The following is a 23,112-nucleotide window of genomic DNA, read 5'->3' as shown; positions in this document are numbered from 1 at the left end:
AAGCGTTCTGGGCGTGTTTTCCACCTAGGCTACTGAACTAGCGCTTCCTTTTTCCGCTGCGCAGGGACTGCTTAGCCCGATAGTCCCGCCATAGCAGTGATTGCCACGACCGTGTTATTTGCAATGTGAATGCATAGGGGAGCGGTAAGGGTCTTGAACCAGAGGCGCGCTAGCATCAGGCAGGTGCCAAAGAATGCAATGTAGAGCATTACTGCGGGGATGCCGTGTGCGAGGGCGAAGACGGCGGTGGTGATAAGCGCTGCTGCCCAGGTGGGCATGGAATTTTGCAGCCAATCCAATAGGACGCGGCGAAAGGCCACCTCTTCTACGAGGGGAATGACAAGCGCGGTGCTGAGTACCACCATGATGGTGGCGGCGGGGCTGATCTTTAGGCCGGCGGAAAGGTTATTGCCGGCTGGTTCGCTGCCCAGGAGTGCATTGACGGCGCCCGTGGCCGCACCAGAGCTCAGGATGGCGAGGGGAATCCACCACAGCAGGTGCCATAAGGAATGCTCGGATTTCACAAACCCGGCATCGCGCCACGACCAGCCCAAGCGGCGGGAAAATCCGTACCAGACTGTTCCCAAGCCGAAGAAGGCGCCGCCGATGGCGATGCCAAAGGCGACCCAGGAACCGCTCTTTGTAATGAGGCCACAGGCGATGCCAATGAGTGCCGCACCGGCAAATGTGGCGACGACGCTGGCTACGGCCCACCCCAGGTGAGCTGCGCGAACGGCGGGAGAGAGCTGTGAGCGCTGTAGTTGGTCCGGCATGCTGGGCAGCATAGCAGGTCAACCTCGGCGCGAGCTGTGGCGTGGCTTAGTCGGGCTGCAGTACCAGCGTCAGGTTGGACACGGCGAATTCGCGCAGACCAGGAACCTTGGTCAGCCACCACGCCCAGCTGGGGTGGTAGCGCGGAAAGGCGAGCTTTAGCGCGCCGGTGGACTCGGCCCAGGTAAGGCCGGTGGAGCAGGGGACATTAAATAGCGAGGTGCCAAAGACATTCTTGGGCGGGTGCCCGTGGCGGCGGGTATAGCGGTCGCGGGCGAAGGCGCCGCCTATGTAGTGCTCCCATAACCCGGTTTCGTGGCCGCCGAAGGGGCCCAGCCAGACGGTATAGCTCATGATGCACAGGCCGCCGGGGCGGGTAACGCGCAGCATTTCTTTGCCCATATCCCACGGGCGGGGGATGTGTTCGGCGACATTAGAGGAATAGACCACGTCGAAGGAATTGTCCGCGAAGGGCAGGCGCGTGCCATCGCCGCGCACGGAATTGCTGAGGCGGATATTGGCCGCGGACATTTCCCCTGCATCGGGCTCAAGGCCAACGTAGGACGCACCGCGGTCCGCGAAGGCGGCGGCAAAATAGCCGGGGCCGCCGCCTACGTCGAGCACGAGGGCATCGGCAAGCGGCACGCCCAAATCGCGGCCCAAGTTTTCTACCAGCGTGGCCGTATCTTCTGCCAGGCCGCCGTAGAAAATATCGGGGCGGGTTTGCTCGAAGCGGAACGAGCGCAGCAGCGCCCAGGAGCGGGAGAGCGTGGCCATGTCGCGGGTGTGTTTCATAAACCACTAGGCTAATACCCCACGATGAAAATTCTTTTACTATGCTGGCGCGATTCCACCCACCCGCAGGGCGGTGGCTCCGAGCGTTACCTCGAACGCGTGGGGGAGTACCTAGCGGCGCAGGGCCACGAGGTGGTCTTTCGCACCTCTAAGCACATGAATGCGGCGCGCCGGGAGGTTCGGGATGGCGTGCGCTATAGCCGCGGTGGTGCCAAGTTTGGCGTGTACCCGCGCGCGTGGGTGGCCATTGTGGCCGGGAGAATGGGCCTGGGGGACCTGCGCGGCATTGACGTGGTCATCGATACCCAAAACGGCATTCCCTTCTTCGCGCGGTTGATTTCCGGCGCGCCGACGGTGCTGCTTACGCACCATTGCCACCGTGAGCAATGGCCCGTGGCCGGTCCGGTGCTCGGGCGGCTGGGCTGGTTTTTGGAATCGCGCGTGGCACCGCGGGTATATCGGGATTCGACCTACGTCACGGTCTCGCAGGCCTCGCGCGAGGATTTGGAGGCGCTCGGCATTGACGGCGCGCGGATCATCGCCAATGGCTTAGACCCCATTCCGGCGCACGTGCCTTCCCTCGAGCGCGAGGCGGATAAGCACCTGGTGACCCTCTCGCGGCTAGTCCCGCACAAGCAGATCGAGCACGCCATGGATACGGTGGCGCGCACGCCGGGCGCGGTTTTGGACGTGATTGGCTCGGGCTGGTGGGAATCGAACCTGCGCGATTATGCCGAAAAGCTCGGCGTGACGGATCGCGTGCGTTTTCGCGGCCAGGTTACGGAAGACTATAAGCACGCCTTGCTCGCGCGTGCCGATGCCCACCTCATGCCCTCCCACAAAGAGGGCTGGGGCCTTGCCGTCATGGAGGCCGCCCAACATGGGGTGCCCACAGTAGGTTATGCATTTGGTCTGCGCGATAGCGTAATCGATGGTGAGACCGGGATCCTTGTAGAAGAAGAGGGTGACTTCGTGGCGGCCACCCAAGAGCTATTGGAGAACGCGGAGTTGCGACGGCGCCTAGGGTCTAATGCCCGGGAGTTTGCCGCGCGCTTTTCGTGGGAGAAGACCGGTGCCGCCTTTGCGCAACTGCTAGAAAACTTAGTAGCGGGGCAGCCATCCACAGGGCGGTAAGCGCCCACGGTAGCTCGGGGCGCGGGGCATTGGTTTCTGCGACGATTACACCATCGACTACGACGACGCCGATCCCGAGCTCCTCGAGGCCTGCCATATCGCGGTCTTGCCAGGCGCGCAGGGCCGCGCGGTACTGCGGCGAGGCCTGATCGATGACTTCACCGTCCACGCTAAGCTCGCCGGATTCCACCATCGGTACGGCCTTGGAATAGGGATCAACCGCGACTCCCGGGGTGGCGTCTCCATGCGCGCGGCCATCAGGTGGGGGAACCTCCACCAAATTGGGCCGTTCAGGAAAGAACGCTAGGCGGCCGTCGATATCGCGGACCAACCGCTCGTCCACCCCCGTATCGCGGGGAGAAAGCACGGCAAGGCGGGACGGGGCGGGCACAACCTGAATGGTGGCCGCTACCAGCGCCAGCGCGGCCGGAATCTGCGGCAGCGCGCCGATGGAAGCGACGTATAGCGGCAGCGCGAGCATCGTGAGCTTGTGGCTATCGCGCAAAAGGCCGGACCCCGGAACGTTATCGATGGCCCATTCCAGCAGGCCGGGCAATAGCCAACACGCTAGCGCCCCACCTATGCCCAGCGCGGCCAGGACGGTCAAGCGCGCCGGGACGCGGTGCGCGCCTGCCAGCGCGAGAACTGCGACGAAGAGGCCGAACACTGCCAGGCCAAGGGCGGCCTCGCCATTCCAGATTCCGCCCAGGCGCAACAGCGCGCCTACCGTGCCCACGTGTTCTTCGGCCCGCGGTGAAAAGGCCGCGACGGCGGATGCGGCATCGCCGGGCACGCTGGGGTGGAAAAGGCCTGGAACCAGCCACGGCAGCCACAAGAGGCAGCCCGCCAGGGCCACGCGCTTCCGGCAGGTAAAAAGTGCGGTGAACACCGCAAATAACCCGCCGGTGGGGGTAAGCGATGCTCCCCACATGGCCAGCCAGGCCAGCCAGCTGTGGCGGCGCCCCGCCCAGGCGATGACCGGGAGCAACCAAGCGGCAATGGCCAGGGACCACTGGCCTTGTAAGAGGCGTTCGATGACAAAGGGATTGGCCACCGCGATGGTCATCGCGGCCAGCGCGGCTACCGTGGTACGAGACCACAGCGCGGCGGTGAGCGCGGCGGCTCCGGCAGCGGTAAAGATGAGCACCCGGGCGGCCCACGCGCCGCCGAGTAAGGCCAAAAACCCATCTTGTGGTGCGTTGCGGGCGGGCAGGCTTCCTGCGCCTAGCGCGGATGGGGTAAGCCCCGGATTGTTTAGGAGCACCATATCGCGCCAGAGGAATTCGCCGGGCAGCGCGAAGGGCCAGCACACCGCGGCCACGAGGATAATTCCCCATAGCCCGAGGAGGATGCGCCTAGGCGTGTGCGGCATCATGGGCGTCACGGTGGCGGCGCATGTACTGGTAGGCGGCGAAAATGAGCAGGGAAACACCAATGGCCTTGCCCAGCCAGCCGACTGCCATAAGCCCCCGCATGGCATAGATTACCGGGCGGACCTCGGCAAGGCGCTCCGCACGGGTATCCTCTGACCACCGGAAATCCGCGGCCAGCACGGAGCGATCCTCGGTGTCATCCTCTGCGATGAGGGTTCCCGCCTGCTGGATATCGGTGGCGAAAAAGACCTTGACGTTTTCCCGGACATCCACGATGGTGCCGGTGGTGGGCTCGACCGAAATATCGCGGCCCACGGTATAAAAGGGCTCGACAATGACGGTGGCATCGGCATCCAAGTCCAAAAGCTCGCGCGACTGGCGGTCATAAAAACGGCTGGCGGGGCCATTTAACTGGAAGTCGCCGGATTTCAGCTCATCCGTTTTGGTGGTGCTGTCTAGCCCCGCGCTGATATTGCTAAAGATATTCTTCAGCGGCAGCGGCTGTACGTCCTGGTGATAGGAATAGATGGGGATGCCATCTACTTTTGAGTCACCGGTAAAGTCTATCGGCGTGGATTCCTGGGCCAGGACATCAAAAAATGCATAGGAGCGCTGCTCCGTGCCGGAGGGGAAGAAATAGGTCAGGCCGTCTCGCTCGAAATCCGCGCGGGTCAGATCAGCGTTGAATTCGGGCAAGGCGAGGACCCATTTATTGACAGGATCGGCTACCGGGAACGTGGATTCGCGGTTGAGCACGGAGTGTTGATCAATGGTGGCGATTTCCTCTTGGGAGTCCCCAGCTTTTCCGGCAAGTAGGCTGGTCACGGAATCGGTGGTGGCGATGGTGTCATCATCGTCGACCTCGCCGGTGGCAATGGTGCGCTCCAAGGTCAGCGGCTCGTGGTGCTGGTAGCACCACACCGGGGCGGATTTCTCGGCGCAGCGCGGGTCATCGCTGGATGCGGTATCAGAAGGGGCCTCGCCGGCCATGAGGGCGCGCACGTCCATCCACACTGCGTCGGTGGGCCCGCTTGAGGTGGAAAAATCCTTATCCAAGCCCAGCGGGCGGGTCCGATTATTGTAGAGCGTTGGCGCGAGGGTACCAATGAGGAGGAAAATGATTGCGGCAATGACAACCCACGCCCGTGGCGAGCGTGGCCAAAGGTAGCGGCTCATTGCAGTACTATATCCAATCAGTTTCAGGTTTCCGGGGTAAAGGAGCAAGCGTGCGCACGCAGGCATCTGTGAAAAGACTACCCCAGCACCTGCCGGAGCTAGACGGCCTACGCGCGGTTGCCGCATTAGGGATCATTGTCACCCACGTATCCTTCCAAACCGGCACCGGGTGGGGATTTGCCGGGCGCTTCGATTTCTTCGTCGCCGTCTTCTTCGCCCTCAGCGCCTTCCTCCTGTGGCGCCGGCGCGGGCTGCACACGGTGCGCGGCTATGCCCACTCCCGCATCGCGCGCTTGGCACCGGCCTATTATGCCTGCGTGGTATCGGTATTGCTGCTGCTTCCCGATGCCCACTCCATCACCCCCACCCAGATCCTCGCCAACCTGACCTCCACGCAGATCTATGTGGTCGATGGCCTTGCCCCGGGCCTTACCCACCTGTGGTCGCTGTGCGTAGAGTTCTTCTTTTACCTGGTACTACCGCTCCTCGTGTGGGCCATTGGCGGCCTGCCGCAGCGCTGGCGCATGGGCGTTATCGCCGGCGCTGCCGTACTGAGCTGGGGCTGGGGATTTATCCCCTTTGTCGCGGACTACGGTGAGGACCAGGTCAACTCGCAAATCTGGCCACCGGCCTATGCCTCGTGGTTCGCGGTGGGCATGCTGGCGGCGGAGGTGGAAGAAAGGGGCATCGGCAAGCGCACGGCGCGCATTCTGCAGGTGCGCTGGGCCTGGGTTGTGCTGGCGGGGCTCGTGCTGTGGGCGGCGAGCCGGGATTGGTTTGGGCCGGCCGGGCTGGTGCACCCGGAGCCGGCGGAATTTGCCCGCCGCATCATCGCCGGGGCGGTATTCGCGGGGTGCGTGGTGGTGCCGGTGGCCCTAGTTCCACGTGGAACCTCGTGGCTTAACTCGCCGCTGATGCAGGCGCTGGGCGCGTGGTCCTATTCCATTTTCCTGTGGCACGTGGCGGTGCTCGCCGTGGCCTTTCCGCTGACCGGGGTGGCGCTGTTTAGCGGGAAACCGCTGGATTTTTGGGTGATCCTTGCCGTCACGGTGGTGGGCACCGTTGTGGTCTCTGCGGCGAGCTATACGCTTATCGAGCGCCCGGGCCGCGACCTCCTGATGGGCCGGGTCCGGGGCCGGGGCCAGGGCCGTCGGCGGCGAAAAGGCAGGCCAGCCCCGCGGCACATAAGCACATGAGCAGCACGGAATCGCCTGCATAGGCCCCTGAGGTCCACGGGGCCCGGGCGAGGATGGCCCCGGCAGCCGCTACCACGCCGCTGGCCAAATAAGCCCGCGGAATGGTGGTCCAGCGCACGATGAGCCAGGCTGCCATGCCCGCAAGTGCCGCCGGCCACCCCACCAGTGCCAGGCAGGTCAGCGAATACATCGCAGAGGCCATGCCGCCAGGATGCGGGTGCCAGGTGGGCTGCGGGCTACGGCGCGCGGCGAAAAGCAGGCAAAATCCCAGCGCGGCCAGGCCGAGCGCGCCCCCAAAGAGCAAGGCGGCGCGGTAGGCAGGCTGCGCCTTAAAGGTCATGCGGAATTCCCCATGCGTGCCCGCAGGGACGATAAATGCCTGGGTGGCGGCATCGATCTCGTACGGGGCGAGCTCGGTATCGCCTATAAACCCGCGCAGGCCCTTATTAAAGGCGCGGCCGGTAATGAGCAGACGCTCATCCTCTGCAGCAGCGATAGAAAAATCGGTGAGGCGATAATCGCTCGGCGGGGTCCAGCCCTTCTCCGTCATGGACACCCACGCGCCGGTGGTGCGCACGCGGTGGACGCCGGGCTCGAGGCTCAGGGTGCTGCCGGGGGAGTACCGGTGGGAATCGATGAGCACCGGCTTGGTGGAATCCACGGTGACCTCCATGCGGCGCGGCACGGTGACATCGCGAATGAGCACACCGGTATCGTGCACCATCTGCTGGAAGAAGAATTGGTGCACATTCGGCGAGGTATCCGGTACGGTCACCACGCGCTCGATGGGGTGGCCTTCTACCTCCAGTTCCGCGATGCCGGTGCGGTGGGATAGCTCCACGCGGATGGCCTGCGAATCCCCGCCGGGCACGCGCACCGTCTTGGAGCGGAAAGCCGGTAGATCCACTTCTACTGCAGCGCCACCCGAGCGCACCGTTACCGTGGTGGAGCTGGTGGCCATGAGCTTCAGGCTCGGTTGGCTAAAGTCACCGCGCAGCTCGATCCAGCCCTCATCATCGCCGGGCGCGGGCCACCAGGCGGTGGAATTTTCCCCATCGACCGCCGCGGTGGCGGACTTTTCCGGCTGGGCGCCGCCAAAGGCGGTGGCATCGGCGGCAGAAGAAGAGACTTCGACATCGCCGCCGTGGGTCTCCACGGCGGTCAGTGGGCCGGCGGAGGGATAATCGCGCAGACGATTATAAACGTGGCTGGGATCGTCTGTGGATAGCGGCGCCGAGGCGGCGCCGTGGAGCGTGCCGTAGTTGCGATCCACCAGCGTGGGGGTATCGGTGACGATATCGGCATCACTGTCCACTAACTCGCGGGCAGCGGGGCCATTGTGGGCATCGAGGAAGGCCAGCGCCTCGCCGCCACCGGCCACGCGGACGGGATCGGCTGAGGTCAAAGCCATGGAATGCTGCTCGAGCATGATTACATCGACCTCACCAAAAGTATGCACCTCACCGCCAAATTTACTGCTCAAGGTGTCATTATCGGCGGCGAAGAGATCGTGGCGTACCATCACCGCCCCGATGCCCAAGCGCTGCAAGGCGCGCACGCCGCTGGCCGGGTCCTCGTCTAGCGCTGCCATCACGCCGTCCAGGCCACGGATGGCCTCCGGCGGCACGAGGGGAATGGCATCGCGGACGGCCCAGGGGACATCAAGAAGCGGCTGCGCCGGCTCATCGCGGGTCCAACCCCACTCTTGGCGGGCGAAGGAGGCCTCGGGGTAAATCAGGGTGCGGGTATTTTCCGCATGCTCGTTGATGTAATCCGTGGCTTCATGCCAATAGCCCGGCACCTCGTCGTAGGCCCCTAAGGGCAGCAGCCGCTGCGACCACGCCGGGGAGAGCGCGCTGATGCATACGAGTAACACCAGCGCGCCTACCGTCTGCTTCTTGGTGGGGCGAAGCCCCGTGGGCAGCGGCAGGCGTTGACAGGCGCGGGCAAAGCCCAACAGCAGCGGGATGCGCACCAGCGGATCGAATTTGTGCAGGTTGCGCAGGGGCGCCAGCGCCCCATCGAGTGCATCGAGGTACCACGCCGCCTGGCAGCCCAAAATTGCCACACCGGTAATGAGCATGATGGACCACACGCGGGGCAGCCGGCACAGGCCATAAATGCTTATCGCGGCCACAGCCATGGTGATAAGCACAAAGAAGGCTGAGGTCGCGAGCTCGTTGCCAGCGATGCGCTCGGCATCAGCAAAGGGTGACCAGCTCGTTGTCCCGCGCAGGATTTCCGGCAGGTTCAGCCAGCGGGTGGTCACGCGGGAGGATTCGATAAATTCCGTAAACGGCGGGGCGTAGCGGCCCAAGATTAAAAGCGGGCCAATCCACCATGCGGATACGCACAGGCAGCCAAGCAGCCAGGCCGCGCCGGGCTTAAAGGCGCGGCGGTAGACCACGATGACAAGCGCCGGGGTGCACGCCGCGAGCGTGGCGGTGGCATTGACCGCGCCCATCAGCGCCACGGGAATCGTGGCGGCGGCAGCATCGCGCCAGGTGAGTTTTTCCCGGAGGAAGGGCAGGATGACCCACGGGGCTAACATGACGGGCCAGGTTTCAGAAGAAATGGCCGTCAACGTGGAGAGCGAGCGCGGGGAGAGCGCATAGAGCATCGCCGCCACCCAGACCCACCGGCCGCGCAGGCCTATCCGGGTGGCCAGTTTATGAAAGCCGATAAAGCCCACGCTTAAGACCAGCAGCCACCACAGGCGTTGGGCTATCCAATCCGGCAGGGGCTCGGTTAAAACAAAAAAGGGGCCCTGCGGGAAGAGATAACCGTAGGCCTGGTTCTGCAGCTGGCCCAGGGTAAAGATATCGGTATAGGCATCAAGCGCGCCGCGCAGGAAGTGCCGCGGGTTGGCGGCCAGATCGTGTTTGGTATCGGCGGCGGTCAGCCCCCACGGCTGCACCGCGAGGATGAGCGCCAAGGCAATAATGCCGAGCGGGTAGGGCCGGGCAAGGCGCGCGCAGCGGTGGCGCAGGGCGCGGGCTAGTGCGCGGTAGCGGTGTACATAGGAACCGCTATGTGGGCCGCGGGGGAGCTGATCGGTCCGGTCATGCACGCCGGTGCGCCCATCTAAGTACGGGAACCGTATTCAGGCCCGCCCAGCACCGCATCATCGGGGGAGACCGCATTGCCTTCCGGCACGGTATCGCTGCCGGAGAACTGGGCGATGCCGATGATGGTGATAATGCCCAGGGCGATGCCCACAACAGCGCTACCCACGGCGGGGCCGAGGGTGCGCTTGTTTAAAGAATCGGATTCCAGAGCCATGGCTAAAGATATTAGCAGTTACTTAGAAGTATTCCGGATCGTCCTCGTCCGCGTCTTCGTCGTTTTCTTGCGGGACGATAAAGACGGGCAGGCCCGCATTGCGCACGATCTGATCCGCCGTGGAGTTGGTCCACCAGGCGCGGAAGCCGGTGAGCGCGCGGGTGCCGGTCACGATGACATCCACGTCGAGCTCGTGCGCGGCATCCACGATGGCCGAAGAGATGGTGGTGGCGGATTCCACGAGGTGCGCGCGGCCGGCCAGGCCGAGGTTCTCTGCCAATTGGGTGCCCTGACGGCAGATCTTCAGCGCCTCTTCGTAAGCCGGATCGTCTTCCACGCTATCGGGGGACACGGTGGACTGGTGCATGCCCGTGCGGCTGACGGCGCGCGCGGTTTGGCGGGCCACCGGCTCCCACGCGGTGAGGATTTCCACCGTGGAGGGGCGCAAAAGCTGGGCGGCGTACTCCAAGGCGCGGTCGGCGCGTTCGGTGCCATCATAGGCAATTAACATTGTTTTGCCGTTACTCATGTCACTAGTCTACCCACCGCTTGGGACAGTTCGCGAGGAATGCTGCACACTGGAAGGCATGACATATTCCCGCATCATTGTCAGTTTGGGCCTCGTGGCGGTGCTTAGCGCCTGCTCTAATTCCGCCTCGGACGAGGACAAGGCGCGCGAATCCGCGGCTCCCGCGCCCTCGTCACCCGGTACCTCCGCGCCCGCCACCGAGGCGGCGCCAGCGCCGGCACCAGCGCCGGCGCCGGAAGATATTCGCGCCACCGCCGCCTCGGTGCTTATGCCGCCGGCGACCAGCTATGAGGACGCCAAGGCCAAGCTGGAGGCCGGCGTGGGAGGCATCTTCATCCCGAGCTGGGCGGATCCTGGCTTGCTGGAGGAAGATGGCCGCAATATTAACGCCCTGCGCGCGGAACTAGGTCGCGATTTTGAGGTTGCCATCGACTTTGAGGGCGGGCGCGTGCAGCGTTTTTCTGAAATCTTGGGCGAATACCCCTCCGCGCAGCAGATGGCGGCGGAAAACTCGCCGGAGCAGGTGGAACAGCTGGCGGGGGACATCGGCAAGCGGCTCATGGACTACGGCATCAACGTGGACTTCGCGCCGGTGCTTGATGTCGATGGTGATGGCCTCGAGGTCGTGGGCGACCGCGCCTTTTCCACCGACCCCGCCCAGGCCGGCGATTATGGCGCCGCCTTTGCCCGCGGGCTGGATGCCGCCGGGGTCAAGGCCGTATTCAAGCACTTCCCAGGCCACGGCCGCGCCTCGGGCGATACCCACCTGGCGGAAGCCATTACCCCGCCGCTGGAAGAGCTCGAAAACCACGAGTTCATTCCCTTCCAAAACGCCATTCCCGCCGCGCCGAATGCGGCGCTGATGATGGGGCACCTCGCGGTCCCGGGCCTGGGCGATGGCCAGACCCCTGCTTCCATCCTGCCGGAGGCTTACGGCCTTGCCCGCGAGGCCTTGCAGTATGACGGCACCATCTATACCGATGACATTGGCGGCATGGCGGCCATTTCGGATTCGCTGCCGCTTGCCGATGCCGTCATTACCTCCCTCGCCGCCGGTGCAGACATGCCCTTGTGGTCCACCGAGGCGGATATCAATGCGGTGATCGATGCCGTCGTGGGCGCCGTGGATGAGGGCAGATTGGCCCCTGAGCGCCTCGGCGATGCCGCCCGCCATGTGCACGATGGCGACAGCGACTAGGAAAAACGCCCCTTTACCCGTTAACCTTTAAGGCGTGAAGAAGGCAGAAGGAAAAAACGGTGCAAAGGGCTGGCTTATCACGCTTGGCGTGATCGTTGGCTTCGTCCTCATTGCTGGCATCGCTTATGCCTGGGATGTCATAGCAAACCAGGACAAGATCCCGCGCAGCGTCTCCGTGGGCGGCGTGGATATTTCCGCCATGGAGCGCACCGCCGCCGTGGCCAAGCTCGAGGACGAGCTCAAGGGCGTTGAGACCCAGCCCGTGACCGTGACCGCAGGAGATCTGCAGTCTAAATTTACCCCTGCCGAATCCGGCCTGGCCCTGGATAATCAGGCCGCCGTCGATGGCATCGAGGAACCTTCCCTCAACCCCATTACCCGCCTGGCCAGTTTCTTTCGCTCCACCGAAGATATCCCGGTAGAAACCGATGTGGACGATAGCAAGCTGCAGCCCACCCTTGACCGCGTCAAAGACGAGCTTTCTACTGATCCGGTCGATGGCATGCTGGAGCTTAATAATGGCGAGCTCAAGGTCACCGATCCCACGTTGGGCCAGTCCGTAGACGGCACCGAATTGCACGATGCGGTGGCAGCGAATTGGTTGGACAAAGACGGCGTGCAGGTGGAACCGGAAGAAATCGAGCCGGCCATTAATGAGGCGGCCATTGAAAAGATGCGCACCGGCGATGCCGCCAAGGCCCTGGATAATCCGTTGACCTTGAAGGCGAAAAATAACGTCACCGCCACGCTGAATAAGCCGGAGATCTCCCAGTTCACCAGCATTGAGAAAAAGGACGGCCAGTTGCACCTGGTGGTGGATAGCAACCGCGCGCAGCAATTGCTGCAAGAGCGCGCCGATGGCGCAGACGTGCCTGGCGTGAACGCCAAGGTGAAATTCGCCGGTGGCTCCCGGCAGGTCACCCCCTCCCAGGACGGTGAAATCATTGACTGGAAGCCCACCATGGAGGGCTTTGATAAGCGCGTGACTGGCGATGACCGCGAGTGGGACGCTACCTACAAGCCTGACCCGGCCGAGTTCACCACAGAGGACGCCGAAAACGCGACGTTTAACGATACCGTGGGTGAGTTCACTACCGGCGGCTTTTCCTCCGCCTCTGGGCGCAATATCCAGCTCGTTGCCCAAGAGGTTAACGGCGCCGTTGTCAACCCCGGTGAGACTTTCTCCCTCAACGGTTACACCGGCCCCCGCGGCACCGCGCAGGGTTATGTGGAATCCGGCATCATCATCAACGGCCACTCCGGCTCCGCAGTGGGCGGTGGCATCTCCCAATTCGCCACTACCCTGTATAACGCCGCCTACTTCGCCGGCATGCAAGATACCGCGCACACCCCGCACTCGTATTACATTTCCCGCTACCCGGCCGGCCGCGAGGCCACCGTGTACGAGGGTGCCATTGACCTGCAATTTACCAATACCTTCAATACTCCAGTGCAGATTGAGACCAGCTTTGGCGGCGGCAATATCACCGTCCGCTTGAAAGGCACCAAGACGGTAGAGGTGGAATCCATCAATAACGGCCGTTGGGCCAAGACCGAGCCACAACCGAGGTCCGTGCCAGGCAGCGACTGTTCGCCATCATCCGGTGCCCCGGGCTTTACGACGTCCGATACCCGCATCATCAAGGATCTCAGCGGCAAGGAGCTTTCCCGCGAGACCAAGACCACGGTCTACGACCCCCAGCCCATCGTGCGGTGTAGCTAGCTAGCGGCTACGCCTCAGGGCATGGGTTAGCCGTGGGGTGGAAGACGTCGTGCGCGGTAGTCTCGGCGACAATGAGAATGATTCACCAAGGCATCCCGCCGCGGCCTCGACAGGTTTATCGACGTGGAGGAATCACTAGAGACCAAGCATCAAGCCCGACAAGCAAAAGTCCACCGAGAAGATCGACGGTGTCGTCGCCACCATCATGGCCCTTGACCGGGCTATCCGGGGTGGTAGACGAGCGCGGACTCCTGGTTTTATGACCTCAGAGAAGCGGTGCCCCTGTTTTGAATGCTTGGACTGCGATTTCACCGTCCGGAAGGCGTCGCAGATAGAACACCTCACTGGAATCCGCGAGCTGAACTATGTGAGAGCGAAGCAAATCTTCTAGATCAGACGCGAGATCTTTGAGCATTGTGAAGTCTAGGTCTGGAGTAGATGTCTTCTCTTTGAACGGGTTTGGTGCGTGGAGGATTCCACTGAGGTTTCCCCAGATTCGTCCGACATCGGTTTCCTGAACACCCACGTTTGGCAGCACGCCAAGTCCTGTATTCCCATCGTGTGTGACCTGGCCAAAAGCTACAGGCCAGTAGTTACTATTCAGTTTCTTCAACTTCTTGCGGACTTCTCCAAAGTCCTTTGCCTTGGTGACGTTCTCCTGAGCTTCCAGAAAGATGTTGTATGCGGCGATGAATGACGCTGTGGTGACTCGTTCTAATACGAGTGAGCGTGTCAAGTTGTTTGTGTGTGGGGCTAGGTTTATAGGTATTTGTCGAAGCGGTCGGGAAAGGCCACGGCCATTTGGTTGATGGCTTGTTTCCAGCCGGAAACTCGGGCTCCTTCCATGAGTCTGCCGGCTGTCGCGGAGACTCGTTTGCCCTGCTTTGCTCTCTTTGCGGCTCGTTTGTCTTCAATATTGCAGATCATCAACCACAGCGTCTTGAGCGCGGATTCATCGTTGGTGAACTGCACCCTGTTGCGGGTGGCTTTACGCAATTGGTTGTTAAACGACTCAATGGAATTCGTCGTATAGATGACCTTTCTTGCTGCTGGTGGGAACTGCAAAAATGGCACGAATCTATCCCATGCATCCTGCCAGACCTTGACCGACTGAGGATACTTCACACCCAGTTCAGAATCGGAAAATTCCTTCAACGCTGCTTCTGCCGTGGATTCATCAGTAGCCGTATAAACCTTCTTCAACGCGGCTGATACAGCCCGGCGATCCCCGTAAGACACCCACCGATTCGCGGCGCGAATCAGGTGCACGATACAGGTTTGTACCATAGAGTTCGGCCAGGTTGCCTCCACTGCTTCTGGTAGGCCTTTCAGCCCGTCACAGCAGACGATAAAGACGTCTTTGACCCCACGGTTAGATAAGTTGGCGCACACGTGTGCCCAAAAGGAGACGCCTTCTTCTTTGGCGATCCACAATCCCAGGATGTGCTTGATCCCGTCGAGGTCCACCCCGATTGCCATGTACGCAGACTTGTTAACTACCCGGCCGCCGTCGCGGACTTTAATGCGCAACGCATCCAGGAATATCACGGGGTAGAACTCGTCTAACTGGCGGTTTTGCCAGATCATGACCTCATCCAAGACTGCGTCTGTAACCGCCGAAATCGTCTCATGGGAGATATCAACCCGCATCGCAGTAGCCATATGGTGCTGGATATCCCGAATGGTCATTCCGCCGGCATATAAGCTGACAATCATATCGTCAACATCTGTTAGCCGCCTGGAGCCTTTGGGCACCATAGTAGGAACAAACGTGCCGTTTCTGTCTCGTGGAACATCAATGTTTACTGGCCCGTAGTTAGAATCCACGGTTTTCGGGTAGGTGCCGTTGCGGTGATTGTCTGTTTCAGCAGTAGCTTTAGCTGCTCTATCGCCGGGCTCATAGCCTAGGTGGGCATCCATTTCAGCATTCAAACCCCGGGTAATTGAGGCTTGCAACATGCCCCGAACTAGGTCGTTGGCATCCGTGGTGGACGTGCCTAGCTCATCAATCAGTTTCGCGATTTCTGGGTTAGCAAGCAGCTTCTTTTCAATCGCATCAATCTTGGCCTTATCAGCCGGATCTCGTCTCGCCATAGTAGTCATTCTGGTTCATCTCCTCAGGCGGGTTAGGTTCCCACACACAAACCATTAGACACTCTCATACGAGTCGAAGGTGAGCAGCAGCGTGAATAAGGTTCGCAAAATCGATCTGCGGACCGGCAAGCTCAGACAGCGCATGATCGAGATCCCAGAAGATTCGGTCATACGTCATCTGATACGCGGAGATCGTTCCGGACTCGACGAAGCTGAATCCCTCAACCTTCTCAGATTTGAGGTTGGGGAGTTCTTGCGTGTCGTCTTTCTTCCCCATAAAAGAGATCTTACGGCTTCGTTTGACGCGGTGCAAGCCGAGATCTCCCGCCGTCGAGAAAACGGCCTGGCAGCAACCCCATCGAAAAACACCGGGTGCTTCACTGGCAAGATCACCTGCCCAGCCTGCGGGTGGAACTATCAACGCAAAACCCGCACACGTGCCACCATGCCCGACTACAAATTCTGGCGCTGCTGGAACGCCTGCAAAGGACACGGCAACTCGTGCGGGAGCCACAACTTGCGCGAAACCATGCGCGAAAACCTCATGACAGACATCCTCGATCTCGAGCGTTTCGATGAGAGCGCCGTCGCAGAGCACCTCGACGTCATCCACGCGTATCCCGATCGGCTCGACATCACGCTGAAGGATGGCACCACCATCACCACCGGCCTGGACGAGAAAGGACACCTACGATGACCCGCACCGTCACAACCATCCCCGCCACCAGACCGCTTGGCGGTGGCGCATCCGAGGGTGAGGCGCTGCAGGCTATTAAGCGTGTCGCCGCCTACCGCTCGGGTTTCCACAGACCTGGAAGAGCAACAATCCTCTTACCACGCCCAGGTCGACTACTACACCAGATACATCAACGAGCATGCAGGCTGGCAACTCGTCGGTATCTACACCGATGAAGGCATTACCGGAACCTCAACGAAACACCGTGAAGGCTTCAAACAGATGATCACCGATGCCCTGGACGGCAAGATTGATCTCATCATCACCAAATCCGTCTCCCGGTTCGCCCGTAACACTGTTGATACGCTCACTCACGTTCGCCTGCTCAAAGACCGGGGAGTGGAGGTCTACTTCGAGAAAGAAAACATTTGGACGCTGGACTCCAAAGGCGAACTACTCATCACCATCATGTCCAGCCTCGCGCAGGAAGAATCCCGCTCCATCTCCGAAAACGTCACCTGGGGGCACCGTAAGCGCTTCGTGGACGGGAAAGTCATGGTGCCCTACAAATCCTTGCTTGGCTACAAGAAAGGAGCGGACGGCAACCTTGCCATCGACGAAGAACGAGCCCCTGTGGTGCGTGAAATCTACGGCCTATTCCTGGCAGGCAAATCCATCCGCGAAATCAAAGACACCCTCGAAACAGAAGGACACTTGACGCCACGCGGAAAAACCACATGGCACGTCACCACGACCCGTTCGATCCTGTCGAACGAGAAATACAAAGGCGACGCCCTCTTACAGAAGACGTACACTGCTGATTTCTTGACTAAGACCATCAAGCGTAACGATGGTGAGGTTGCCCAGTACTACGTCACCGGAAACCACGCACCAATCATCGGCCCTGAGGTGCGGGATCAAGTTCAATACGAACTAGCCACCCGTCACGGGGAAGGAAGCGGCTCGAAACTCCACCTGTTCTCTTCCCGCCTGAAATGCGCCGACTGTGGCGGCTGGTACGGACGTAAAACCTGGTCATCGACCACGAACAAACACACCGTGTGGCACTGTAACAACAAACACGCAGGCGACCAGGTCTGCGCTACTCCCACGCTACGTGACCACCAGATCAAGACCGCCTTCCTGACCGCGCTGTCACAACTTGGCCCCGCCCTCGAGGCGCCGAGCCTTCGTGAAGACCTCGCAGCGGTATTCGACACCAAGCAACTCGAAGCCGAGCGGGAGGACCTGGCCGAACGGCAGGCTGAACTAGAAGCCGCGTTCACTGCGATGGTGGCACACAACCAGCATGTTGCGACCGACCAAGACGAGTACACCAAGCAGATCAAACGCATCGAGACCGACTACAACCACGCCACCGATCGATTGAAGAACCTGGAGACGCAGAGCAACGAGCGCCAAGTCAAACACAACGCGCTGCTTGCCGCGTACGACCAACTCTCAAGAGCGCCGGTCAGCACATTCCAGCCAACCCAGTGGACAGCCCTCATCGACCAAACCACCGTCAGGGAAGAGGCCATCAAGTTTTTCTTCCGTGACGGGCGCGCTATTAGCGTCGACCTATAGAACTATTCCGGGTAGCCGAGCCCGCCTCATATGAGGGCGGGCATTTTCATGTCCATAGTTAGCTGTTGCTCAACCCGCCACCGCTCTGACTAGGTAAAACGTAAACTCGCCAACGCTCGCCGAAATTTAGACCCCCAAGGGGATACTCGCCAAACGCAACCCCAGCCTCATCAAATGCGAGGTTATAGTGGAGCCGACGACGGGAATCGAACCCGCGCCAGCAGCTTGGGAAGCTGCAGTTCTACCATTAAACTACGTCGGCACTGCGCTAAATGCGCTTTCCCTACTATACACCTTAGGTAGGGGATTGAGTAGAATTGGGTCCGTGCTTCTTTCAGATCGTGATATTCGTTCCGCCGTTGATTCCGGAGAGCTGGGCATCGAGCCCTTTGATAGTGAGCTTATCCAGCCTTCTTCCGTTGACGTGCGCTTGGATAAGTACTTCCGGGTATTCAATAACTCCCGCTATACGCACATTGACCCCAAGGCGGAGATGCCGGAACTGACCACCTTGGTGGAGGTAGAAGAGGGGCAATCTTTTATTCTCCACCCCGGCGAGTTTGTCCTTGGTGCCACGCTGGAGAAATTCACCCTCCCGGCTGACCTGGCTGGACGGCTGGAGGGAAAGTCGTCGCTGGGGCGGCTGGGTCTGCTGACCCACTCCACCGCGGGCTTTATCGATCCCGGCTTTTCCGGGCACATTACTTTAGAGCTCTCCAATACCGCGAACTTGCCCATTGCGCTGTGGCCGGGGATGAAGGTGGGCCAGCTTGCTATCTTTAAGATGACCTCGCCGGCGGAAAGTCCGTACGGTACGGGTGCCTTGGGATCGAAATACCAGGGCCAGCGCGGGCCAACGCCATCAAAGTCTTACCTGAACTTCCGCAGGGATTAATCTGGTATTTACATAAAATCCCTAGGATGAGGTTTTATGCGGATGACTGTTATTGGCACCGGTTACTTGGGTGCTACCCACGCCGCCTGCATGGCGGAGTTGGGGCATGAAGTTTTAGGTGTCGATGTAGACGAAGATAAAATCTCCGTCTTGCAATCGGGCAAGGTTCCGTTCTTCGAGCCGGGGCTGCCGGAGGTGCTCGAGCGCAATATCACTGCTGGGCGCTTAGGATTTAGCACGGATTATGAGGAGGCCGCACAGTTTGCCGACGTGCACTTTCTCGGCGTGGGAACCCCGCAGCGCCGCGGTTCCTATGCGGCAGACATGACCTATGTCAAGGCTGTCATCACGGACTTGGTACCCAAGCTGCGCGGGGAACACGTTATCTTCGGCAAATCCACCGTTCCGGTAGGCACGGCGGCGGAACTCCAGGAACTTGCGGACGGTTTAGCGTCCGAGGGAACTCGCGTGGAGATCGCGTGGAATCCGGAATTCTTGCGCGAGGGTTATGCGGTGCACGACACCATCACCCCGGACCGCATCGTGATTGGAACCCGTGAATCGGAATCTCGTGTGGAGGAGCTTGCCCGCGAGATCTACGCGCAGCCGTTAGCGCAGGATACGCCCTTCATCGTGACCGACCTGCAGACCGCAGAGTTAGTAAAAGTCTCCGCCAACGCCTTTTTGGCCACCAAGATTTCCTTCATCAATGCGGTCTCTGAGATTTGTGAGATCGCGGGGGCAGATGTGGTGGCGCTGGCGGATGCCATTGGCATAGACAAGCGCATTGGTCGCAAGTTCCTCGGCGCGGGCCTGGGTTTTGGCGGTGGTTGCCTGCCTAAGGATATTCGCGCCTTTATGGCGCGCGCCGGTGAGCTCGGCGCCGATCAGGCCCTGACCTTCTTGCGCGAGGTGGACGCGATTAATATGCGCCGGCGCGACCGCATGGTGGACCTGTCTAAAGAAGCCTTCCATGGCTCCCTATTGGGTCACCGCGTTACCGTGCTGGGCTGTGCTTTTAAGCCCAATTCGGATGATGTGCGCGATTCGCCGGCGCTCTCGGTTGCTGGGTCCTTGTCCTTGGCGGGTGCCGCGGTGACCGTCTATGACCCCGAGGGTATGGACAACGCCAAGAAGGTTTTCCCCACCTTGGACTATGCCGCCGATACGGAATCCGCCCTGCGGGAGGCGGAATTGGTCATCCTGGCCACCGAGTGGCAGCAGTTTAAGGAGCTGGATCCGAACGAGGCTGGCGAGCTCGTGGATAATAGGCACATTATCGATGGCCGCAATGTGCTCGACGTTGCGGCTTGGTCCAACGCCGGTTGGAAGATTCAGGCGCTGGGCCGCACGCTCTAACGGCGGTGTGACGGGACGGTAAACGCGGCAATCAGCGTGGTAATCGGTACCGCGAGGGTCAGCGCCATGGCGCCGACGCCGGAGCGCAGGAGCTCGGTGGCGACGAGATCGCTGCTGAGAATTTGCCCCGCGGGGCGTTCGGCGGCGGTGATGAGCAGGAGTAGGGGCAATGCGGCGCCGGTATAGGTCAAAATGAGGGTATAGACCATCGAGGCAATGTGGTCGCGGCCGACCCGCATGGCGGATAGGAAAAGCTCGAGCGGTGAGGCCGCGGGATCGGATTCGTGCAGCTCGGTGATGGTGGAGGCTTGGGCGATGGCGACATCGGCAAGGCTGCCCAATGCGCCGACGACGAAGCCACACAGCAGCACGCCCAGGATGGACACATTGGGCATATACAGCAGCAGCTTGAGGTTGTCTTCGGAGCTATAGCCTTGCAGCTGCGAACTATCGATGGCCGCCCACGCAAGGAACGCGGCGATGGCGAGCGCGGTCAGGGAACCGCCCACTGCGGAGGCGGATTTCCAATTCACGCCGTGGACGAGGGGAACGGCAAGGAGAATGATGGCGGTACAGGCAGCGAGCGCCACCCACAAGGGATTGGTGCCTGCGATGAGCGCTGGGATGAGGAAGCTAAAGACGATGCCAAGGCTCAACCCCAAGCCGATGATCGCGCGCACCCCATGCCAGGCCGCAAAAGCGATGATGACAATAGCGATGACCACTCCCCACAGCAGGAGGCTATTGCTGCGCTGATAATCGGCAAAGGCATACGAGACGGATCCGGTGGGATCGGTGGCCTTAGAGAGCACGATATTATCGCCCGGCTGCAATTCTGGGTCGCCCGCGTTGCCGTAGGTGACCAATTGGGTCATCTTTCCCTCGTCCTCGCCGGAGGTGATCTTCACCAGCGCCCGGTCACAGTCCACCTCTTCCTTTTCCGGAATCAGCGGCGGGGTATCGAAGGCCAGGCCGGTCTGCTCCGATTGGCACGCGGAATGGTCGGTCTTTTCCACTGTTGCCTCAACCTGCGGGTGGTTCAGCGCGTAGGTGGACTCGAACTCCTCCGAAGTGTGCTCTGAGGTAGCACTAGAGGGCCACAGCAGGACGAGGCCAATCAGCATGGCGACAAGGGCCGTACCGATGGCAGTGACCAGGCCAACGCGCCACGGGTGGCCGGATACCTCCTGCGTCAGCTGACGTGGATTTAGGCGTTCCAACGCCGACTGGCCTGGCGCGTGCCCGCTGGACCCAGATCGACGCTGCGCTTGCCGATGCCGCGAAGCCGAGTCCGATGCGGAATTAGAAACCGAGGAATGCCGTCCCATACGGTGTATTGTGAACGATTATTACTGCAATTACCAATCGCCTGCTGGGGTGCTATTGGCGGTAGCTTACCAAGAAATTGCCCAAGCGCTCGATGGCGTTTTCCAGCTGGGAAGCCCAGGGCAGCGTGACCACGCGGAAGTGATCCGGGTGCGGCCAGTTGAAGCCGGTGCCTTGGACCATGAGGATCTTTTCGGCCTTGAGGATGTCCAACATGAGCTTGGAATCATCGTGAATCTCATAGACATTGGGATCCAGGCGCGGGAAGAGGTACAGCGCGCCCTTGGGCTTTACCGCGGACACCCCGGGGATCTCATTGATCTTGTCGTAGGCGATATCGCGCTGGCGCAGCAATCGTCCCCCAGCCCCGGTGAGCTCGTAGATGGATTGGCGCCCGCCCAGCGCCACCTGGATGGCGTGTTGTGCGGGAACATTCGGGCATAGGCGGGTACCGGCCAGCAATTCGAGGCCCTCGATAAGCCCATGCGCATGGTGCTTCGGGCCCGTAATGACCATCCAGCCTGCGCGGTAACCGCAGACGCGGTAGGCCTTGGATAGGCCATTAAAGGTAAAGGTCAAGAGATCAGGGGCCAGCGAGGCGATGGAGATATGCTTCGCATCGTCATACAGGATGCGGTCATAAATCTCATCGGCCAAAATCAGCAGGTTGTGCTCCCTGGCGATGTCCACGATTTGCTGCAGGACCTCGCGCGAATACACCGCACCCGTTGGGTTATTGGGGTTGATGACCACGATGGCCTTGGTCTTTTCGGTGACCTTGGACCGAATATCCTCGATGGATGGGTTCCAGTCGTCTTCTTCATCGCACAGGTAGTGCACCGGGGTGCCTCCGGCCAGCGAGGTTGCTGCGGTCCACAGCGGGTAATCGGGCGCCGGGATAAGGATCTCATCGCCGTTATTGAGCAGCGCCTGGGTGGTCATGGTAATAAGTTCTGATACACCATTGCCCAAGAAGACATCGTTGATATCAAAATGCGGGAAGTCCTCGAGCTCATAGCGCGTGACGATGGACCGCCGGGCCGAGGTAATGCCTTTAGAGGTGGAATAGCCCTGGGAGGTGGGCAAGGCGCTGATCATATCGCGCATGATGACATCGGGTGCATCGAAGCCAAAGACGGCGGGGTTGCCGGTATTGAGCTTGAGGATGGTGTGGCCGTCCAGTTCCATTCTCTCCGCTTCCGCTGAGACCTCACCGCGAATATCGTAAGCGATGCCCTTTAATTTTTCGGACTGGTCAAAGATGCGGGGTTTGGGAGAAGTCATGGCCATATTGTGCCATCTTTCACAGCGCTAAGAAATATTGCAGCGCACCTCAGCGCTATTTATTATTCCACTTGCTGATTTGTTTCTTCGCCATTTCCATAGCCTGACCGGTAATTTCTCCGGCCTGCTGGCGGCGTTGGGCCCACATTTTCTTCTCTAATTCTTTTTGGTGCGCTCGCTCGTGTGCCGTCAGCGCACGGATTTCGCGCTGCTGTTGGCGCTCAATTTGCCGCACCGAGGGGGCATGCCAGGATTGCGGGCCCACCTTGGCCACGTACAACAGGATCCACACGATGGGGATGAGCGCTGCGGCTACCGCGCCGCCCGCCAGCAACCAGGGGCTATTCATGGTGGCGCTGAGCATGACAAGAGTGGGCGATGCCGTGAGCAGCACCACCGAGCTGGTCAGCGCCGTAGCGATGCGGGGCTTCTTCGCGGCAGTATAGGCGCGGTCTACATCGCCTTGGGAGTAGATCTTTACCTCTTGCGAGCCGGTCGCAGGAATATCGCTAAAGATCGGTGCCAAGTCTTTCTGGGTGACGGCCTGCATGACGCTATCGGAGCGCTCCTCAAACTCGGTCATCGATAGGCGGCCTTCGCCCACTGCGCGGGCTAAATCGGTCAGGGCATCGTTGCGCTCTGAATCAGATAGACGCAGTGTCCGGTCATAGGGGGAGGATCCGTAGCTATTAGTCACAGCCACCATAATAGACA

General features: G+C 60.8%; 20 protein-coding genes and 1 tRNA gene. 8 read left to right on the top strand and 13 right to left on the bottom strand.

Translation table 11 applies throughout. From position 1 onward, the window contains the following. Nucleotides 1–71 precede the first annotated feature (71 nt). Nucleotides 72–773, bottom strand: a complete 702-nt coding sequence (locus CACC_RS10700) for a CPBP family intramembrane glutamic endopeptidase (protein ID WP_244262167.1) — start codon at nucleotides 771–773, stop codon at nucleotides 72–74. Nucleotides 774–819: 46 nt separating this feature from the next. Further along, entirely contained in the window at nucleotides 820–1,566 is a 747-nt protein-coding gene (locus CACC_RS10695) for a class I SAM-dependent methyltransferase (RefSeq protein ID WP_005279794.1), read from the bottom strand. 24 nt (nucleotides 1,567–1,590) lie between these two features. Here CACC_RS10695 and CACC_RS10690 point away from each other — a divergent pair, with 24 nt between their 5' ends. Next, a complete protein-coding gene (locus CACC_RS10690; RefSeq protein WP_005279795.1) occupies nucleotides 1,591–2,700 on the top strand; it encodes a glycosyltransferase family 4 protein in 1,110 nt (369 codons plus the stop codon). Here CACC_RS10690 and CACC_RS10685 read toward each other — a convergent pair. Then, nucleotides 2,594–4,075 (bottom strand): MmpA family trehalose lipid delivery protein, encoded by a 1,482-nt coding sequence (locus CACC_RS10685; protein WP_005279796.1) that lies wholly within the window; start codon nucleotides 4,073–4,075, stop codon nucleotides 2,594–2,596. The genes CACC_RS10690 and CACC_RS10685 overlap by 107 nt on opposite strands. Beyond that, nucleotides 4,056–5,249 carry a porin PorA family protein gene (locus CACC_RS10680; protein ID WP_005279797.1) on the bottom strand — a complete coding sequence of 398 codons (1,194 nt, stop codon included), beginning with the start codon at nucleotides 5,247–5,249 and terminating at the stop codon, nucleotides 4,056–4,058. The genes CACC_RS10685 and CACC_RS10680 overlap by 20 nt, the downstream gene beginning before the upstream one ends. Before the next feature lie 50 nt (nucleotides 5,250–5,299). On the opposite strand from CACC_RS10680, the gene CACC_RS10675 reads away from it, so the two are divergent. Beyond that, nucleotides 5,300–6,445 carry an acyltransferase family protein gene (locus tag CACC_RS10675; protein WP_005279798.1) on the top strand — a complete coding sequence of 382 codons (1,146 nt, stop codon included), beginning with the start codon at nucleotides 5,300–5,302 and terminating at the stop codon, nucleotides 6,443–6,445. Here CACC_RS10675 and CACC_RS10670 read toward each other — a convergent pair. From CACC_RS10670 to CACC_RS10660, 3 genes are read right to left on the bottom strand one after another with little or no spacing between them, the layout of a single operon-like run. After that, a complete protein-coding gene (locus CACC_RS10670; protein WP_005279799.1) occupies nucleotides 6,339–9,515 on the bottom strand; it encodes an alpha-(1->3)-arabinofuranosyltransferase domain-containing protein in 3,177 nt (1,058 codons plus the stop codon). The genes CACC_RS10675 and CACC_RS10670 overlap by 107 nt on opposite strands. 14 nt (nucleotides 9,516–9,529) lie before the next feature. Further along, nucleotides 9,530–9,727, bottom strand: coding sequence for a DUF2613 domain-containing protein (locus tag CACC_RS10665; protein WP_005279801.1), 198 nt, complete (start codon nucleotides 9,725–9,727; stop codon nucleotides 9,530–9,532). A 22-nt stretch (nucleotides 9,728–9,749) separates the two neighbouring features. Then, nucleotides 9,750–10,256: a universal stress protein gene (locus CACC_RS10660; protein ID WP_005279803.1), complete on the bottom strand. Its 507-nt coding sequence runs from the start codon at nucleotides 10,254–10,256 to the stop codon at nucleotides 9,750–9,752. 58 nt (nucleotides 10,257–10,314) lie between these two features. Here CACC_RS10660 and CACC_RS10655 point away from each other — a divergent pair, with 58 nt between their 5' ends. Together CACC_RS10655 and CACC_RS10650 are read left to right on the top strand one after the other, a co-directional pair. Next, a complete protein-coding gene (locus CACC_RS10655) occupies nucleotides 10,315–11,454 on the top strand; it encodes a glycoside hydrolase family 3 N-terminal domain-containing protein (RefSeq protein WP_005279805.1) in 1,140 nt (379 codons plus the stop codon). Nucleotides 11,455–11,488: 34 nt separating this feature from the next. Beyond that, on the top strand, nucleotides 11,489–13,177 hold the full coding sequence (locus CACC_RS10650) for a VanW family protein (protein WP_005279807.1): 1,689 nt from the start codon (nucleotides 11,489–11,491) through the stop codon (nucleotides 13,175–13,177). 265 nt (nucleotides 13,178–13,442) lie between these two features. Here CACC_RS10650 and CACC_RS10645 read toward each other — a convergent pair whose 3' ends face one another. Both CACC_RS10645 and CACC_RS10640 read right to left on the bottom strand, forming a co-directional pair. Then, on the bottom strand, nucleotides 13,443–13,913 hold the full coding sequence (locus CACC_RS10645) for a hypothetical protein (RefSeq protein WP_249852944.1): 471 nt from the start codon (nucleotides 13,911–13,913) through the stop codon (nucleotides 13,443–13,445). A 23-nt stretch (nucleotides 13,914–13,936) separates the two neighbouring features. Then, nucleotides 13,937–15,271: an IS256 family transposase gene (locus tag CACC_RS10640; protein WP_249852943.1), complete on the bottom strand. Its 1,335-nt coding sequence runs from the start codon at nucleotides 15,269–15,271 to the stop codon at nucleotides 13,937–13,939. 91 nt (nucleotides 15,272–15,362) lie between these two features. Here CACC_RS10640 and CACC_RS10635 point away from each other — a divergent pair, with 91 nt between their 5' ends. Together CACC_RS10635 and CACC_RS10630 are read left to right on the top strand one after the other, a co-directional pair. Continuing rightward, nucleotides 15,363–15,968 carry a recombinase zinc ribbon domain-containing protein gene (locus tag CACC_RS10635; protein ID WP_208854192.1) on the top strand — a complete coding sequence of 202 codons (606 nt, stop codon included), beginning with the start codon at nucleotides 15,363–15,365 and terminating at the stop codon, nucleotides 15,966–15,968. Nucleotides 15,969–16,049: 81 nt separating this feature from the next. After that, complete coding sequence (locus CACC_RS10630) at nucleotides 16,050–17,534, top strand: recombinase family protein (RefSeq protein ID WP_005279338.1); 1,485 nt, start codon at nucleotides 16,050–16,052, stop codon at nucleotides 17,532–17,534. A gap of 188 nt (nucleotides 17,535–17,722) precedes the next feature. Here the strand turns inward: CACC_RS10630 and CACC_RS10625 are convergent. Continuing rightward, a tRNA-Gly gene (locus CACC_RS10625) sits at nucleotides 17,723–17,796 on the bottom strand. 63 nt (nucleotides 17,797–17,859) lie between these two features. Between CACC_RS10625 and dcd the strand changes: the two genes are divergently transcribed. Both dcd and CACC_RS10615 read left to right on the top strand, forming a co-directional pair. Beyond that, nucleotides 17,860–18,429, top strand: a complete 570-nt coding sequence (gene dcd / locus CACC_RS10620; RefSeq protein WP_005279340.1) for a dCTP deaminase — start codon at nucleotides 17,860–17,862, stop codon at nucleotides 18,427–18,429. Nucleotides 18,430–18,465: 36 nt separating this feature from the next. Then, complete coding sequence (locus CACC_RS10615) at nucleotides 18,466–19,788, top strand: UDP-glucose dehydrogenase family protein (RefSeq protein WP_005279342.1); 1,323 nt, start codon at nucleotides 18,466–18,468, stop codon at nucleotides 19,786–19,788. Here the strand turns inward: CACC_RS10615 and CACC_RS10610 are convergent. The 3 genes from CACC_RS10610 to CACC_RS10600 all read right to left on the bottom strand — a co-directional run bounded on the left by CACC_RS10610 (nucleotide 19,785) and on the right by CACC_RS10600 (nucleotide 23,104). After that, complete coding sequence (locus tag CACC_RS10610) at nucleotides 19,785–20,912, bottom strand: YibE/F family protein (protein WP_167530829.1); 1,128 nt, start codon at nucleotides 20,910–20,912, stop codon at nucleotides 19,785–19,787. The two genes, CACC_RS10615 and CACC_RS10610, sit on opposite strands and share 4 nt — an antisense overlap. A 256-nt stretch (nucleotides 20,913–21,168) precedes the next feature. Beyond that, nucleotides 21,169–22,404, bottom strand: a complete 1,236-nt coding sequence (locus CACC_RS10605) for a pyridoxal phosphate-dependent aminotransferase (protein ID WP_005279345.1) — start codon at nucleotides 22,402–22,404, stop codon at nucleotides 21,169–21,171. 49 nt (nucleotides 22,405–22,453) lie between these two features. After that, nucleotides 22,454–23,104, bottom strand: a complete 651-nt coding sequence (locus CACC_RS10600; RefSeq protein ID WP_005279347.1) for a DUF1707 SHOCT-like domain-containing protein — start codon at nucleotides 23,102–23,104, stop codon at nucleotides 22,454–22,456. Nucleotides 23,105–23,112 lie beyond the last annotated feature (8 nt).

Source organism: Corynebacterium accolens, assembly GCF_023520795.1.
GTDB lineage: Bacteria > Actinomycetota > Actinomycetes > Mycobacteriales > Mycobacteriaceae > Corynebacterium > Corynebacterium accolens.
The sequence above is the reverse complement of the archived record's forward strand: the minus strand, read 5'-3'. Positions and strand labels throughout refer to the sequence as shown.

Excerpts from the sequence above, each read along its gene's own strand:
- CACC_RS10610 (WP_167530829.1), bottom strand. The coding sequence starts at position 20,912 with ATGCTGATTGGCCTCGTCCTGCTGTGGCCCTCTAGTGCTACCTCAGAG.
- CACC_RS10700 (WP_244262167.1), bottom strand. The coding sequence starts at position 773 with ATGCCGGACCAACTACAGCGCTCACAGCTCTCTCCCGCCGTTCGCGCA.
- CACC_RS10655 (WP_005279805.1), top strand. The coding sequence starts at position 10,315 with ATGACATATTCCCGCATCATTGTCAGTTTGGGCCTCGTGGCGGTGCTT.
- CACC_RS10695 (WP_005279794.1), bottom strand. The coding sequence starts at position 1,566 with ATGAAACACACCCGCGACATGGCCACGCTCTCCCGCTCCTGGGCGCTG.
- CACC_RS10615 (WP_005279342.1), top strand. The coding sequence starts at position 18,466 with ATGCGGATGACTGTTATTGGCACCGGTTACTTGGGTGCTACCCACGCC.
- CACC_RS10665 (WP_005279801.1), bottom strand. The coding sequence starts at position 9,727 with ATGGCTCTGGAATCCGATTCTTTAAACAAGCGCACCCTCGGCCCCGCC.
- CACC_RS10690 (WP_005279795.1), top strand. The coding sequence starts at position 1,591 with ATGAAAATTCTTTTACTATGCTGGCGCGATTCCACCCACCCGCAGGGC.
- CACC_RS10685 (WP_005279796.1), bottom strand. The coding sequence starts at position 4,075 with ATGATGCCGCACACGCCTAGGCGCATCCTCCTCGGGCTATGGGGAATT.
- CACC_RS10640 (WP_249852943.1), bottom strand. The coding sequence starts at position 15,271 with ATGGCGAGACGAGATCCGGCTGATAAGGCCAAGATTGATGCGATTGAA.
- CACC_RS10600 (WP_005279347.1), bottom strand. The coding sequence starts at position 23,104 with ATGGTGGCTGTGACTAATAGCTACGGATCCTCCCCCTATGACCGGACA.
- CACC_RS10680 (WP_005279797.1), bottom strand. The coding sequence starts at position 5,249 with ATGAGCCGCTACCTTTGGCCACGCTCGCCACGGGCGTGGGTTGTCATT.
- CACC_RS10660 (WP_005279803.1), bottom strand. The coding sequence starts at position 10,256 with ATGAGTAACGGCAAAACAATGTTAATTGCCTATGATGGCACCGAACGC.
- CACC_RS10605 (WP_005279345.1), bottom strand. The coding sequence starts at position 22,404 with ATGGCCATGACTTCTCCCAAACCCCGCATCTTTGACCAGTCCGAAAAA.